This is a genomic window from Motilimonas thetidivivens (genome assembly GCF_046452435.1).
Classification (GTDB): domain Bacteria; phylum Pseudomonadota; class Gammaproteobacteria; order Enterobacterales; family CBDFNC01; genus Motilimonas.
The window spans coordinates 1-14842 of sequence record NZ_JBKFDK010000025.1 but is presented as its reverse complement, the minus strand read 5'-3'; the positions used below and the strand labels follow the sequence as shown (position 1 = coordinate 14842).

General features: G+C 45.9%; 14 protein-coding genes. 4 read left to right on the top strand and 10 right to left on the bottom strand.

Annotation, left to right across the window (positions count from 1 at the left end):
* Position 1: 1 nt before the first annotated feature.
* Both ctaD and coxB read right to left on the bottom strand, forming a co-directional pair.
* Complete coding sequence (gene ctaD, locus ACK8OT_RS16140; RefSeq protein ID WP_410197534.1) at positions 2-1609, bottom strand: cytochrome c oxidase subunit I; 1608 nt, start codon at positions 1607-1609, stop codon at positions 2-4.
* 1 nt (position 1610) lies between these two features.
* On the bottom strand, positions 1611-2681 hold the full coding sequence (coxB, locus tag ACK8OT_RS16135; protein WP_410197589.1) for a cytochrome c oxidase subunit II: 1071 nt from the start codon (positions 2679-2681) through the stop codon (positions 1611-1613).
* Between the two features lie 480 nt (positions 2682-3161).
* Here coxB and ACK8OT_RS16130 point away from each other — a divergent pair, with 480 nt between their 5' ends.
* Both ACK8OT_RS16130 and ACK8OT_RS16125 read left to right on the top strand, forming a co-directional pair.
* Positions 3162-3806: a hypothetical protein gene (locus ACK8OT_RS16130; protein ID WP_410197533.1), complete on the top strand. Its 645-nt coding sequence runs from the start codon at positions 3162-3164 to the stop codon at positions 3804-3806.
* A gap of 248 nt (positions 3807-4054) precedes the next feature.
* Complete coding sequence (locus ACK8OT_RS16125) at positions 4055-5500, top strand: S41 family peptidase (RefSeq protein WP_410197532.1); 1446 nt, start codon at positions 4055-4057, stop codon at positions 5498-5500.
* A 65-nt stretch (positions 5501-5565) separates the two neighbouring features.
* On the opposite strand, the gene ACK8OT_RS16120 is transcribed toward ACK8OT_RS16125, so the two are convergent.
* The 5 genes from ACK8OT_RS16120 to ACK8OT_RS16100 form a co-directional block, all read right to left on the bottom strand.
* Entirely contained in the window at positions 5566-6003 is a 438-nt protein-coding gene (locus tag ACK8OT_RS16120; protein WP_410197531.1) for an NUDIX hydrolase, read from the bottom strand.
* A gap of 310 nt (positions 6004-6313) precedes the next feature.
* Complete coding sequence (locus tag ACK8OT_RS16115; RefSeq protein ID WP_410197530.1) at positions 6314-6847, bottom strand: GNAT family N-acetyltransferase; 534 nt, start codon at positions 6845-6847, stop codon at positions 6314-6316.
* Positions 6844-7113, bottom strand: coding sequence for a type II toxin-antitoxin system TacA family antitoxin (locus ACK8OT_RS16110; protein ID WP_410197529.1), 270 nt, complete (start codon positions 7111-7113; stop codon positions 6844-6846). Before ACK8OT_RS16110 ends, ACK8OT_RS16115 begins: the two co-directional genes overlap by 4 nt.
* Before the next feature lie 176 nt (positions 7114-7289).
* The gene (locus tag ACK8OT_RS16105) at positions 7290-7961 is read right to left on the bottom strand and encodes a DUF5680 domain-containing protein (RefSeq protein ID WP_410197528.1); all 672 of its coding nucleotides are present in this window, start codon (positions 7959-7961) and stop codon (positions 7290-7292) included.
* A 108-nt stretch (positions 7962-8069) separates the two neighbouring features.
* Positions 8070-8645: a hypothetical protein gene (locus ACK8OT_RS16100; RefSeq protein WP_410197527.1), complete on the bottom strand. Its 576-nt coding sequence runs from the start codon at positions 8643-8645 to the stop codon at positions 8070-8072.
* Positions 8646-8831: 186 nt separating this feature from the next.
* On the opposite strand from ACK8OT_RS16100, the gene ACK8OT_RS16095 reads away from it, so the two are divergent.
* Both ACK8OT_RS16095 and ACK8OT_RS16090 read left to right on the top strand, forming a co-directional pair.
* Positions 8832-9104, top strand: a complete 273-nt coding sequence (locus tag ACK8OT_RS16095) for a RidA family protein (RefSeq protein ID WP_410197526.1) — start codon at positions 8832-8834, stop codon at positions 9102-9104.
* A gap of 257 nt (positions 9105-9361) precedes the next feature.
* Positions 9362-10024 (top strand): cupin domain-containing protein, encoded by a 663-nt coding sequence (locus ACK8OT_RS16090; protein ID WP_410197525.1) that lies wholly within the window; start codon positions 9362-9364, stop codon positions 10022-10024.
* Between the two features lie 36 nt (positions 10025-10060).
* Here ACK8OT_RS16090 and ACK8OT_RS16085 read toward each other — a convergent pair whose 3' ends face one another.
* The 3 genes from ACK8OT_RS16085 to ACK8OT_RS16075 all read right to left on the bottom strand — a co-directional run bounded on the left by ACK8OT_RS16085 (position 10061) and on the right by ACK8OT_RS16075 (position 14494).
* Positions 10061-11701 (bottom strand): SulP family inorganic anion transporter, encoded by a 1641-nt coding sequence (locus tag ACK8OT_RS16085; protein ID WP_410197524.1) that lies wholly within the window; start codon positions 11699-11701, stop codon positions 10061-10063.
* A 200-nt stretch (positions 11702-11901) separates the two neighbouring features.
* Positions 11902-12954 (bottom strand): alpha/beta hydrolase family protein, encoded by a 1053-nt coding sequence (locus tag ACK8OT_RS16080; RefSeq protein ID WP_410197523.1) that lies wholly within the window; start codon positions 12952-12954, stop codon positions 11902-11904.
* Positions 12955-13252: 298 nt separating this feature from the next.
* Positions 13253-14494 (bottom strand): glycerophosphodiester phosphodiesterase family protein, encoded by a 1242-nt coding sequence (locus ACK8OT_RS16075; protein WP_410197588.1) that lies wholly within the window; start codon positions 14492-14494, stop codon positions 13253-13255.
* Between the last annotated feature and the right edge of the window lie 348 nt (positions 14495-14842).

Below are 14842 nucleotides of genomic sequence, written 5' to 3'. Positions count from 1 at the left end.
GCTACTTAATCTCAGGCGGCGTGGTATGGGTGTGATATGGCGCTGGCGATGGCATTTCCCACTCCAACCCTTGCGCCCCTTCCCACGGCTTGGCACTGGCCCGCTCGCCTTTGCCACGCATACATTTAATCACCACCACCAAGAAAATCAGCTGCGACAAACCAAAGGCAAAACCGCCAATACTCACCACCGCATTCACATTAGCAAACTGCAAGGCGTAATCGGGAATACGGCGCGGCATCCCCGCTAAACCTAAAAAGTGCATTGGGAAAAATAAGACATTCACCGAAATCAGCGAGCACCAAAAATGCCACTTAGCCAAGTAGTCATCATACATATAGCCAGTCCATTTCGGCAGCCAGTAATAGCTCGCCGCCATAATGGAAAATATCGCCCCCGATACCAGCACATAATGAAAATGTGCCACCACAAAATAGGTATCGTGATACTGAAAATCCACCGGCGTAATAGCCAACATCAAGCCAGAAAACCCACCTATGGTGAACAACACAATAAAGGCAATGGCAAACAGCATCGGCACTTCAAAGGTGAGTGAGCCGCGCCACATGGTGGCCACCCAGTTAAACACCTTGACCCCAGTGGGCACCGAAATCAGCATGGTGCAATACATAAAAAACAGCTCTGCAGCCACCGGCATGCCCGTGGTAAACATATGGTGCGCCCACACCAAAAAGCTCAGGCCAGCGATGGACGCGGTGGCATACACCATAGAGGCATAGCCAAACAAAGGCTTGCGCGAAAAAGTCGGAATAATGGCCGAGATAATGCCAAACGACGGCAAGATCATGATGTACACCTCGGGGTGGCCAAAAAACCAAAAGATATGCTGAAACATCACGGGATCGCCGCCGCCCGCGGCATCAAAAAAGCTCGTGCCAAAGTATTTATCCGTCAGCACCATGGTCACCACACCCGCAAGCACGGGCATGACCGCAATCAATAAAAATGCCGTGATCAGCCAAGTCCAGACAAACAATGGTAACTTCATCATGGTCATGCCCGGCGCGCGCAAATTCACTATGGTGACAATGACATTGATCGCCCCCATGATGGAGCTGATACCCATTAAATGCACCGCAAACACAAACACCGCCGTGCTGTCTGGGCTGTATTTGGTCGACAGTGGCGCATAAAAAGTCCAACCAAAGTTGGGGCCACCGCCTTCCATAAATAGCGTTAACAACATCAAGCTAAAGGCAAAGGGTAAAATCCAAAAGCTCCAGTTGTTCATCCGTGGCAATGCCATATCGGGCGCCCCTATCATCACCGGGATCATCCAGTTGGCAAGCCCAACAAAGGCCGGCATCACGGCGCCAAACACCATGATCAAACCATGTACCGTGGTCATTTGGTTAAAGAAGTTGGGCTCCACCAATTGCAATCCCGGTTGAAATAACTCGGCGCGGATCACCATGGCCATGGCACCGCCGGTTAAAAACATGGCAAAACTAAACAGCAAATATAAGCTACCAATATCCTTATGATTGGTGGTCAGCACCCAGCGGGCAAAAAAGCCACTGGGCTTGTGATCATGATTATCATGATGGTCATCACTAACGCCTGTATTAGTTGCGGCACCTGTACTCATGCTATTGGTCCTTCTGCTGCATCGCGGCTTTTACTTGCGCTGGTTGGATCACATCGCCAGTATTGTTGCCCCAAGCATTACGCTCATAGCCAATCACCGCGGCGAGTTCTTTTAGGGTTAACTGTTTGCCAAAGGCTTGCATCGCCGTGCCCGACTTGCCGTGTAGTACGATATCGATATGCGCAGCCACATCTTGAGTCACCATTTGGCTGCCTTTTAATGCAGGGAATACACCTGCTAGCCCCTCACCATTAGGCTGATGACAAGCCGCACAATGCTTGTTATAAACCTGCTCACCCAGTTGCATCATTTCAGCCATATCCATACTCATGGCCAGCATGGCTTGCTCCTCGGCCTTGGCTTCTAGCGCTTTTTGCTGCTGCGCTGCCAGCCACAGATCAAACTCATCTTGTTCTTTTGCAATCACCACAATCGGCATAAAGCCATGGTCTTTACCGCACAACTCGGCGCATTGGCCGCGATAAATGCCCGGCTCGTTGATGCGAGTCCACGCCTCATTAATAAACCCGGGGTTGGCGTCTTTTTTCACCGCAAACGCAGGCACCCACCAAGAATGGATAACGTCTTCAGATGTCACCAAAAAACGCACCTTTTTTCCCACCGGCAACACCAAGGGATAGTCCACTTCAAGCAGGTAGTTTTCGCGCTTTTTCTTTTGGTTATGGATTTGATCTTGGCGGCTAGCCAATAAGCTGTAAAACTCGACATCATGACCAAAATACTTGTAATGCCATTTCCACTGCGAGCCTGTCACTTGGATGGTTAAATCGGCATTGCTAGGATCTTCCATCGCAATCAAGGTTTTGGTCGCTGGGATCGCCATGCCAATCAAAATAACAAAGGGGATCGCGGTCCAAATGATTTCAACCTTAGTGTTTTCATGAAACTGCGCCGCTTGTGCGCCTTTGTCTTTGCGATGATGAATAATCGCCCAAAACATCGCGGCAAACACCACTAGACCAATCACGCAGCAGATAATAAAAATCGTCATATGCAAGTCGTACACCTGCTGACTGATGTCCGTCACCCCTTCGGTGAGGTTAAATGGCATGGATTTGGCGCTTACCTGCCCCGTAAGCAAGATAATGACGCAACAAATGCCTAAACAGATTCGCTGCAAAAACAGCAAAATGAATCGATATAGCTGGCTCACATGACCTCTCCTCTGTCATCGCCAACGGTGCAATACAAGGCTTACCTCATCACAGCACCGAATGCTGTGAGCTTATAAACGCCAATCAATAGGGGCCAAAATGGCACTAGCGCGAAGGCTCACTTGATCCAAGTAAAGCAGCTTTTAACAGTTTGTAAAACTTATGTTAATTTTTCTCAGAGAGAAAAAAGGGCGTAGTCGAGAGGTTAAAAAATATCCAGTTCTAGATTAGGGAAAAAGCAATGTAGATTTTATTAAAACGACATCTTAACCATATATTTCAATACTTTAATTTGTATATATAAACCACTGATAAGTCTTGATTCAAGTTTGATAGAATAAACAACTTGCTAATTGATAATAATGGAATAGATCAAAATGCCACTGCAAAACCGCGCTTGCCGTTTAGGCGCTATCGCTTTACTGACGCTATTGATGTCGGCCTGTGCCGCGAACGACACCCCTGTCACAGCGGAGCAAACGACTCACCCCACTCCCAAAGAGCAAGTCACCACACAAATCACGGATGACGCTTTGTCGCCAAGTGTCATAGCAGCACTGCGCTTTGCTCGAAATCTAGGTTTAGGAGAGCTCACTTTATCACGGCTTAAACAAAAACTAGACGCTATGGCCATAGAGCAACCAGAATTAGCAGAGACAGTTAAATATGTATTAAAAAATGCAAATTCAGAAGATTTAGAGCTGGGTTTTGCTAAAGTTTATGCTCGCTATATACCTTATGAAGCTCTAAATGAACTAGCCAATAGCTCAGAAAAAGGGTCAACTCAGCGTATGTTTCATTACATCCGCGACTCACTTATGCAAGCCCAAAAAATTGATGACAAAGAATTTTTACGTATTTTTACCGCTGAAGAATTAAAAGAAATAGAACAATTCGCCCAAACCGAAGGGTTTAAGGCACTGTTAGCACTAAATCACCCGACCATTCAAGCTGCGATTGAATTAAGCGGTGAAGACTATGGCGAACGACTAATGCAAGAATACATTAACAAACAACAATAGCCCTTCCACTCGCTGGCACCTTATGGTGCTAGCTCGCCCTTTTAGCCGTCATAACAGTAGTAACAAGCCGCTGAATAAGGTGCATGAAGCTTATTCAGCGATTCACGCCCCTCCCTGCCTTTATCCCGTCCACTCAAACCACACATTTCCTTACAATCCCTAACAAAAGTGCCACGATTTCAAACGGTTTTTAGCGGCCAATCTTCCTATGCTGTCAACTCAAGGTTAATAGCAAGGAGCAGCAAACAATGAAATTTTCTCAAGCAGGTACTATCGCGTTAATTGGCTTATCGTTAGGCCTCTATGGCTGCGGCGGCAGCGACAGTAAAAAGACAGTTAAAAAAGTAGAAGACAAGGTAAAGGAGGCGGTGTTAGATGGCATTTGGCAATCGCAAACCCATGGTTTTTATCTTGATTTCAACAATGGACAATATACCGCTTACGATGTCACACCCTCATACTGCATTAAAAGCCTCACCCTCAGCGCATTTGGTTATGACGTGGTCAAGCAATCGTCGGTATTTAATCACCCGAATGAAATTGCGGTCGACTTTAATGACATCAAAATGCTGCCGATCAAGTTTAACCGAGTTGAACAGTTGCCAGAGCCTTGTCAAAGCGAGCACCTGCTCGATCACCAAAGTGATGTGTTCAATCCCCTGGTTACTTTTAACCTGTTCTGGGAAACCTACCAAACCCACTTTGCTTTTAACCACTTCAACCGCGTTGACTGGATAAATGATTACCAAGGCTACAGCAACCGCATTAGCGCTGATGCCACACCACCAGAAGTGCTCATGTTGATTGACGAAATATTGGCCGAGCTAAAAGATGGCCATAGTAGCTTTGTCTATGCTGAAGGTGAGGATATAAGTTACGACCCACGGGGTGAATTAGAGCAAGACATCTACGCGGCCTTTTATGAGCAAGATGAAATCGACGATGTGGATGATTTTTTTGAAATATGGATGGAAAAACACCAACAAACTAAGGCCAGCTATGTTGAGCCCAGCTTTTCGACCCAAGCGTTGCACAATGGCAAGCTTAAACTCAATATGCTCAAAGACAACATCGCTTACTTAGATGTCACTAGCATGTTTGGCATCACTGGCAGTGAAGATATCGAAGATGCAAAAGTGTTAGCTGATGTCGCCGCGATCCATGACATCATGAACCAAGCAATCCCCGTCATTAACGGCAGCAAAGGCTTGATCCTTGACTTAAGACTCAATGGTGGTGGTCACGATCTGGTGGCAATGGCATTATTTTCCCACCTGATTGACACGGATACCGTGATTGGCCGTAAACGGATCAAAACCGATGACGGCTTCACCGAATTCTTTGACATTAAGGTACAACCCGCCAAAGGCGAACGCTACTTAGGGCCTATTGTGGTACTCACCAGTGAATACACCGCTAGCGCCGCCGAAGTATTCGGCTTGGCTATGTTGGCCAGAGATAAGGTCACCTTTGTGGGCGAGAACACCAATGGCTCATTCAGTGACAGCTTGCCGAAAACCTTGCCTAACGGCTGGTCTTTCTCTTTGTCCAATGAGCAATACCAAGATAGTAAAGGCAACGACTATGAATCAATCGGTATTCCAGTGCAGCACAGCGCGCCATTATTCTCACCGGAGAAAATTGAACAAGGCATCGACGCGGGAATAGAGCAAGGCATCGCGATTTTGAAGTAATAACCGAACTGGCGTTTGGTTTAACCTAACTAGCCGCATCGTATCCTTTTGATGCGGCCAGTCAACTACAGCGATTTGTTACTCGCTTCTAGGGACGCAACGAAACCGTCTGGGTAAAGAATTTTTTTGCCACTAGTAAACTCACTGATATGAACCCAAAGCGCTTTAAATGTGTTGCCACCTTCATTACCGATAAATTCACGCATTTCATAGAACTTAGGGTCATCAAATTTCGCATCAAAAATGAACACGATCTCATGGCCAGGCTTACCATTGAACTCGAAGATATTTTCAAAAACCTGAAAATCATTTGCGACCACTATATTGGTGTTTAGCTCCTCTTTGAATTCTCGAATAGCGGCATCTCTCGCCAATTCACCAAAATCAATACCACCGCCTATTGGCCGATAGAAAGTTTCATCCTTTTTGGCATCATATCCCTCTAGCACAAAGATATGATCGTCCTTTTTTATTTTGCATATCGCTATATTTCTAATATTCAAACTACTTACCTATTAGGGCCTGTTGACCTTTCGCGGTTAATTTTTGTTCGAGATAAAAGCGTTTTGTGCAAGGCGAGCAGTGTGTAGCTTAGCATTCTAAGTAAATACTGCTCAACGACGCACAAAACGCTTTTAGCCGAATCCGTAGGGCAGCGTTTGTTGGTCATTTCTACTGCGTTAGCGCCTTTTTGCATAGATGGCTATGCTACAAAGCCACTGCCTTGTATAAATACCCAACAAATCGCTGCAAAAACAAGCTCAAAAGGTCAACAGGCCCTAAGTTATACCCGACTGCAACAAAGCAGCTGTTTTATTGATTAAAAAGCTGATCTACCGTCTTCATCGGTAAAAACATACGAACTCGACCGTTATGCTCACATAACACTTCAAAGCCAAATTTCGTGTAAAAGGCTTGCGCCGAGTCAGTCAGGCAATCAACCACAATGGCATATGCTCTCATGTGGTGATTGACCCCCCATAAGTGCTTAAGTGCCCGAATTAGGCTAACCTTTCCCAAGCCCAAACCGTGATACTCCTTGTGCACGGCAAGTTGAGCAATTAAGAAAACAGGTATGGGATAATGCGGGAGCTTCTTTGCTAGTTGCACAGGTAAGGTTTCACGGCTAATTGAACTAGCCGATACACTGTAAAATGCACAAATTGCATACTTTTGATTGAGTAGTGGCTGGTCACTAAGAAGCACCATGGTTCGGCTAACCCCCGCTTGCATATGTTTAGCCGCATGAGTTTTGATAAACACATTTAACTCTTGTTCACCACAGTCAAACGAATTGCGATCATGTTTTGATTTACTTAGCTCAATGAACTCTTTACCCCAGCTCACTTAATGCCACTCTCATCAGTAAATCTCGCCGCTTCAAGCAAAGCTTGATTTGGCGCTTTCGCTTTATCACACGCACGCATAAAATCATCAAAAATAGTGTCCTTAACGACAATACTTTCATGCTCTTTAATTACGTGCGTAGCGTCTTCGTCCATTAACCTAACGACATATTCGGTTAAACTTTTCAAACCAAGTAACGCCGATGCTTTTTCTGCTTTTGCCTTGATCTCTTCATCAAGGCGAATATCTAAGCGCGCAGTTGCCATAATACCTCCCGCGTACGGAACTATTCCGTCATCATTAACTGATTATAGTGCGCTTAATGAATCAACTCAATACGTACGGAAAACTACCGGAACAAAGAGGACACAACAACAAATCATAGTCGGGGATAAGCAAGTAACTCATTATGCAACTTGCCAGCAACAAGCAATATACAACACTAAATAATATCGCCACCGTGAAACGCGCACTCATACACCTTTTCTTGTCGAAAAAATATCTGCTCAGTGCCGTTAAACCAATTAAAAAAGCCCTCAACCTGACAAAGGTAAGTGTAATCCCCTTGCGAAAACAGCTGAGGCCCGCGATACGGCATGCTGTCCTCAACCGCAGTTAACGCCTGCTTTAAAAAATCACTGGAAAAACGAGGCGATAGCACTCGCCCCACATAATTCATCGCCCAAACCGGCGTGTCACCCAACCAGATAGCCTCTTCTCCAGCAAACTTTTCATTGCCTAAATAACTATCTAAATAACTTAACTCACCTTCTTGGTAGCGCAAATCATGGGAGCCGATACGACAAGATGCCACCTCAGCCCCTTTGCCCGCATACGTTTTTACCTTGGCGCGACACAAAAACGCAATCAATTGCTGCTGTTGATAATCCAACTTAGCTGGCACGGGTGTGCAGTCGCCGCTGCCATGGATAAGCACATCCAGCGGCGTGGCAAACACCTCACTCAAACGAACCAACTTTTCCAGCTCTGGCACGGCTTCACCCGACTCCCACTTCGCAACCGCTTGCCTTGACACCGCCAACCGCTCGGCCAGTTGCTCTTGAGTTAGTCCGTTCGCCTTGCGCAACCTGACAATTTCACCCTTAAGTTTCATACGCTCTCTCCTATTTAAGGGTTATCTTACTCGCCTTAGCAAACTCAGAGCCATGATGCTAGCGTTGCGTTTTAGCAACCGCTGGTTGCTTTATTTTACGAATAAACCCTAAATCATGGCATCACTGCGCTGCTCTTTGATAAAACTAACCAGTTCAGCAACGTCTTTTAGTAGCCCTTCGGGATGGGAGTCCTGCCATTCATACACCCCAAAAAGCTCAAGACTTCCATCAGGCGCCTTCATAGATTGAGCTAGCTGCCCTATTGTGCCAACAGCTTGATGAACGAGAAAAGGGATGGCAAACACCCGATACTCACCTAAGGATAAATCATACTTTTTCAGCATGGCTGCAGGCCAATTGATATGCTCACCAAACGCACCCTGAATAAATTTTGATGGTACATGAATACGTGACTGACCATTGGCGACCAGATTTAAAGCCGTCGGATCATTTATGTTAACGAGTGCATACATAGCCAACCAAGGTGTTGTCCCCTTTTGATTAATCAAATATTGAGGTTCAACGGCAGTGCCACTTGAGATAACGGCGTTAAGGTTAACCATTGCAAGCAGACCGCTCATCTGCGCCTGGGTCAAATCAATTTGATTGACCGGTAGCTTGGTTATTCCAACAAAGTACATGTGCCTCCACTCCGTTGCAGACATCCCGATAGTATCGCTCATGGCTCACTCCTTGTTTCCCGAAAAAGATAGGCAGCATATGACGTAATGACAAACACTGTGTACATAGGCAATTCATCTGAGGGCTCAACAATATTAATTACAGAAATGCCAATACCATTTTGCAGTGGCTATGCTATTTTGACAACCTAACACATTGAAAATAAGAACTTAGCTGATGGGTTAGTTGTGCTTTACCAGGAACCAGTAGCCGGTTTAAGTGTTGTGCCCAAAGGCAAGCTTTGCCAAGTGTACAAGGTGGCTCGCGTGGTTAAGTTACAGGGCTTTGTCAATGCAACAGCCGACTTTGAACAGCCCCCTAAGGTGCTAGATGGCTGCTCCGATCTTATGGCTGACGTGTTTGGTGCAAAAGGAGTTCATGCCCGCGCAGTGTTTGGCGCCATCTCGGTAAGAGGCAACTTACCCATCATCATAGATTCAATATTTGAAGTCGAAGATTAAGCCAATAGCTCCGCGCATGGGAGTGAGTATCCTACAGATGGCGCTAGCGGCAAACCCATTGGCAAGAGGTGCTGGGGTAAAAGGCGATGAACATTTGCTAACCAATTCCAGCACTGCCGAAATATTGGCAAATGCCATGCTATTATGACGCTGATTTAGCAAGAATCTGCTTTCTGTGAGTAAGGTTATTGGCGACACAGGTATTGCCAAAAGAACAGAGAGTAGAATCGAAAGAAATGATTAATTGGGAGGCCAACATGATTACCTCAATCAATGCCAATTTCGAACAACGTGTGGTGATCCAACCCGCTGATTATAAATGGGTTGAGTCTCCGATGCCCGGTGTTGAGCGCATGATGCTTGATCGCATTGGGGGCGAAGTTGCGCGAGCGACCTCGATCGTGCGTTATGCACCAAACAGTTCATTCTCGCCACACACTCATCATGGTGGGGAAGAATTTCTCGTACTAGAAGGTGTATTTGCCGACGAACATCAACGCTATCCAAAGGGAAGCTATGTGCGTAATCCAATTGGCACTGCTCACACGCCGAAGATAGGTAAAGAAGGCGCGACTATCTTGGTCAAGTTACATCAATTTGACCAAGACGACACCGAACAAAAAATAATAGATACCCAAAGTAGTCCTTGGCTTCAAGGTCTGGTAGATGGGCTAACTGTCATGCCACTGCATGACTTTAAAGGCGAGCATGTAGCGTTAGTAAAATGGGCTCCTCATACTCAGTTTCAACCGCACAACCATTGGGGCGGGGAAGAAATCTTTGTCTTAGAAGGTACGTTTTATGATGAACATGGCCAATACCCTAAAGGTACATGGCTGCGTAGCCCCCACATGAGCCAACATACCCCTTTTACCAAAGAGGATGGTGCATTGATTTATGTAAAAGTGGGGCATTTGTAAACATAACAGCGCCCCCTCTATGAGGGCGCAATTAACTTAGTGTTGTTCTTTATAACGCGCAATTGCACTACGCGCGTTATAAAGTAGACGAGGTCCAAGGCGTTCCGCTAATCCAACGCGTCTGACCACCTCTAATACTTCAGGGTTAAGATCCGCAACCCAGAGCTCCGCACCGGGTTCGCTTACTTTAGACTCCCCTTCAACTAAGATTTGTAGCGCAGAGTATTCAATATCCGACACCCTACTCATATCTAATACCACCACCTTAGGTTGGTGTAATTTAACTAAACGTGAAATCTCATCTGCGACATATTGAACATTGACGAAATAAATACGGCCCTCAGGGCGCACTATCAGTAGCCCGGGAATGTCTTCATTGTCATTATGCTTAGTGTCTAACGGACGTAATACGTCCTCACCTAACTTGCGGACAATCACTGACACCTTAGGTTTTGCGGTTTGCGCGGCTAAACCAAGCATGGAAACTGCAATTGCAGCAACAATCCCTTCTAGCGTGCCAAAAAATAGCACGCCCAAACAAGCGACGACAGCCCAATAGAACTCCATTTTGCGCACTGAGCGAATAGCTAAAAACTCACTCGGCTTAATCAAGCCTACCGAATATGCAATCACCACAGCGCCAAGCGTGGCATAAGGTAACATTGCTAACACCGGCGCCAAAAACATCATAGTGGCAAGAGCCACGAGCGCACACATGACGGAAGCCACTTGTGAGCGAGCACCACTTGCGCGCATTACCGCTGTCTGAGTGGTACCACCGCCACCCGGCATGGCACCAATAAATGCGCTCCCAAGGTTTGCAGCCCCCGTCGCAAGCAATTCACGATTGGCATTTAACGGAGGATCATTCGGACCAAGAAAAGCTCTGGCAGCTGCGGTAGATTCAGTGAAACTCATTAACGCTATCCCGATAGCACCGGGCAACAAATCACGCACCAAGGCAAGCTCAGGCATCACTAAAGACGGGAAGCCTTGCGGAATTTCACCAACAATCGCCACCCCTTGCTCTCCCAAATTAAAGTACCAAACAGCGGCAATACAGGCAGCTACAGCAACTAAAGGCGCAGGGATCCGTGGAAAAAAGCGCTCAAAGCCAAATAACAAAGCAAGGGTGACCAATGCCACCGCCAAAGTGGTGAAAGATGTTTGCGGCAATTGCGTCACGATATTGAAAACGGTGTGAAAAAAGCCCTCACTCTCTACATGAAAACCTAATAATTTGGGTAATTGATCCAGCACTATCACTATCCCTACCCCAGCTTTAAAGCCTGTTAGCACGGGAGTAGAAATAAAATTGGCGACAAAACCTAACCGCAATACTGACGCTAAAATCAAAATCAAGCCGACCAAAGCGGTCAAGGTGACCGATGCCGTCAATAGCGCCTGAGGATCTCCATCAGGGACGACAAGCAACAACTGCACCCCAGTTAAAATACCTATCGTAGACGAGGTGCTCACACTCAGCACCTTTGAACTACCTAACACCGCGTAAATCAGCATAGGTAAAAATACGGTGTAAAGACCAACCGAAACAGGCAAGCCCGCAACAGTGGCAAAAGCCAGTGCTTTAGGCAGAACAACTGCCGCAACGGTTAAACCTGCAACAAGGTCAAAGCCCCAAGTTGATTTAGCATCAGTTTCCTTCTGAGCGCTCATTTTACATTCCAATGATTAATTATATATTGATGATTATATTATGAATCGTCCCAAAGTAAGAGCCATTAACTCAACGATTTCCAAGAAAACAATGGCTGAAATATAATTGGTAAATCAGGCTGATGAAGGCCTGATATATTGCCCCCTTAAGGGAACATATCAGGCTCAACAGTGGCTAGCGTTTTTTTTCAACAAAACGCTTAATTTATCTGACAAGACGTTGCTGAAAAAGCTTCATACTGACTGGGGTAAAATTGAGCTTGTAAATAATCACGAATATCATCGCTTAACTGTTGATGAAATTTACTACGATTAAAGCCCTTTGGATCCCGAGCCATGATGCCAACCTTGTCTTTAATTTCAGTTGGGAAAGGCGTTATAAATGAATAATGACCAGCATTAGGCACAACGCAATAAGTTAATAACGACTTATTTGCAAAGTTATTCACGATCACCTTAGAGTGGTATGGCTCCAGTAGTTCTTGATCTTTTTCTGCTTGTAGCAATAGCGTGGGCACGTTTACGTCTTCGAGTGCATTCTCGGCTTGGAACAACACCCCAACCGGAGCCATCAAAACAATGGCTTTAATCCGTTCATCTGAGTCGAACTCAAGTGATTTAGACTGCAACTTCTTTGCTCTTAGCGGCTGACAAATGGATGATTTATATTTACTTTGCCGACAATACTTAATGAGATGTTCGGTGTCACCATGGGCTCCCACGGCGGCAAGAGCAGTGTATCCGCCGGCAGCGTAACCTAATACCGCAATGCTTGCTTGGTCTATGTATTTTGCAATGGCCTTATCGGCCAAGATCACATCAAGAGTTTGGCTAATTTCATTGGGTCTATCATGCCAACTTTTCGTACTGCTCGCAGAAGAGTTTTGAAAGTTATCACTTGGATGAACCGGCGCCGCCACCATAAATCCAGCTTTAACGAGATCGAAAGCAATACTACGGTGCGCTAAGTTAGACCCCTTTGAGCCATGAGATATCACAACTAAAGGATATTTACCCGGTGCGATAACGGCATCTTTGGCTAAACGCATACTATAAGAGCCAACATTAATCACTTCATCTGGAGTGTGAGTTGGGAAAATTAATGCCACAGGAAAAACTTGCCCTGCTTTACTCGCTGCCACGTTATACTTCTTAAAACCTATATTATTTGCAGCTTTTGCGCTGGCACCATAGGCAAAAAGCGAAGTAAAAAACAACATAGCCGTAATCATTAACAGTTGCGTACGTTTCATTTCCCTTTCCTTATTCAATTGAACAGCGCAAGATCAGCAGAGTTGTAAGATGTTGTAAATTCTCAACTAGTATAGTGCTGAATAATTAGTTTTAACTACTTTTCAATTGCTCTGCGGAGCGAGAAATAGAAGGTTCATGCTCTCTTACCGTTATTGGCCCTCAGGCTTTAGTCATTTTAGTCGGCCACTATTCGTAGCTGTTTGCCAAACGACTGCCTGATGTTGCGGTAACCATTGGGCAATCGTTGGGCAAGTGTTAGACAGCCACTTAGCGGCTCATTAAATCACGCGTGTGAGGTTATTTACCCATACAATTCGCGTAATAAGTAACCGTGGCCGGCCAGTCAGAGAAAACGCCAATCACACCTACTTGCTGCGCCAGTACATCGAGTACTTCAAAGGTGTCGCCTTCGTTATCAATGGCATTGGCAATAGACTGGTGATACCAGCCGCCATTGGCTTTAGCCAGTAAGCCTGAGCGCTCTAATGTCCACGTTATGATGTCTAAATTAGCGGCTTTTGCTGCTTTAGCATATTCAGATGGCACTATGTTGCTATTGCTGTCTAAGGCGAGCAATACCCATAACGGCGGGGCAATGATGGTAACGCCATCGGCGGCCAGCTGCGCCATAGAGGGCGACCATGTATTGGCGTTTTGTGGGTCAAAGTCGGCTAGATCATAGCGATCATCCAAATACACGGCTTGCTTTGCAAACTCCGGCGCGTTGGCAATCCAATATTTTACGTCATCAAGATTAAACGATTGTGGGTAAACATCTGCAGCAGGAACGCCCGCAGCGGTATACTCGTCTAACATCTTTTGAGCATAATCTTGCTGGCTAAAGCCATCGAACGGCATATCGACACTGGCAGCTTTTAGCTCTGGAGTCATTTTTACCCCTGCCGCTTTAAACATGGCAATACTTTGCGCATGGGTCATTAAAGTGCCGTTACCCGAATATAAGTCGGTGCGCCATGATGGCGTACCTGCCATAAACTCTGCCACCGAAGTTGCATTTGGGTTACTGCCGTCCATTTTGCCTTCTAAGCTAAGAAACTCAGCTAAGGTGATATCACTGGTACAACAGGTGGCGCTGGCGGCAATCCCATTGGCAGGATCGGCTGGGGTGAAAGGCGATGAACATTTGCTAGCCAATTCCGGCACTGCCAAAATATTGGTGGTGGTGGCTAAATCACATTGTGAATGACGGCATACCAGTTCTTTATCTTTGGTAAAGGTAACGTCGCACTCCACTATCCCAGCGCCAGTATCAATCGCCGCTTGGTATGATTCCTTGGTGTGCTCCGGAAATTGCATTGCCGCACCGCGATGACCAATGGAAAAGTCACTGCGATAAAATGGCCCCGTTTTGCATTGCGCTAGCTTGGTTTTCAGCGCACCTTCTGCCATTTCATCGACTAAAAACAAAGGCCTTGGGCCAACTGTCACCGCGGTGGTCAGCTCAGTTGGTTTACTGGCATTCTGTTGCTGTGTGGTTGATGACACCGTGTCGTTGTCATCACAAGCGCTTAGCAGCATCACGCCACCAAACAACCCCAACACACCCCATTTACTTGTCCAATTGCTTAACATAACTTCGCTCCATGGCCTGATTTAATCTTTAGTTGGTAAAGCCTAACAAGCTAGGTGATTAATATGACGACCATAACAAATACGAATGAATGTTTTTTTAGTTTAACTGAGCGTTTTAATTGTAGTCATCATGTCGCACAGCACTTTGGTAAGGGGAAAGGTTAAGGAACACTATATTAGCTTAAATCTACGCTGAAGAGACTGGGCTCCGACAACTTGCTGCCCCCAAGCATTAGCCGTAGGAGCGGTTTTTAAACCGTGAAAAACCTTATAAGACAGTGTATTACAACACTT

What these genes read in the sequence shown, in the direction of transcription:
- ctaD (WP_410197534.1), bottom strand. Translation starts at nt 1,609, where the DNA reads ATGAGTACAGGTGCCGCAACTAATACAGGCGTTAGTGATGACCATCAT.
- coxB (WP_410197589.1), bottom strand. Translation starts at nt 2,681, where the DNA reads ATGCCATTTAACCTCACCGAAGGGGTGACGGACATCAGTCAGCAGGTG.
- ACK8OT_RS16130 (WP_410197533.1), top strand. Translation starts at nt 3,162, where the DNA reads ATGCCACTGCAAAACCGCGCTTGCCGTTTAGGCGCTATCGCTTTACTG.
- ACK8OT_RS16125 (WP_410197532.1), top strand. Translation starts at nt 4,055, where the DNA reads ATGAAATTTTCTCAAGCAGGTACTATCGCGTTAATTGGCTTATCGTTA.
- ACK8OT_RS16110 (WP_410197529.1), bottom strand. Translation starts at nt 7,113, where the DNA reads ATGGCAACTGCGCGCTTAGATATTCGCCTTGATGAAGAGATCAAGGCA.
- ACK8OT_RS16105 (WP_410197528.1), bottom strand. Translation starts at nt 7,961, where the DNA reads ATGAAACTTAAGGGTGAAATTGTCAGGTTGCGCAAGGCGAACGGACTA.
- ACK8OT_RS16100 (WP_410197527.1), bottom strand. Translation starts at nt 8,645, where the DNA reads ATGAGCGATACTATCGGGATGTCTGCAACGGAGTGGAGGCACATGTAC.
- ACK8OT_RS16090 (WP_410197525.1), top strand. Translation starts at nt 9,362, where the DNA reads ATGATTACCTCAATCAATGCCAATTTCGAACAACGTGTGGTGATCCAA.
- ACK8OT_RS16085 (WP_410197524.1), bottom strand. Translation starts at nt 11,701, where the DNA reads ATGAGCGCTCAGAAGGAAACTGATGCTAAATCAACTTGGGGCTTTGAC.
- ACK8OT_RS16080 (WP_410197523.1), bottom strand. Translation starts at nt 12,954, where the DNA reads ATGAAACGTACGCAACTGTTAATGATTACGGCTATGTTGTTTTTTACT.
- ACK8OT_RS16075 (WP_410197588.1), bottom strand. Translation starts at nt 14,494, where the DNA reads ATGCTGCTAAGCGCTTGTGATGACAACGACACGGTGTCATCAACCACA.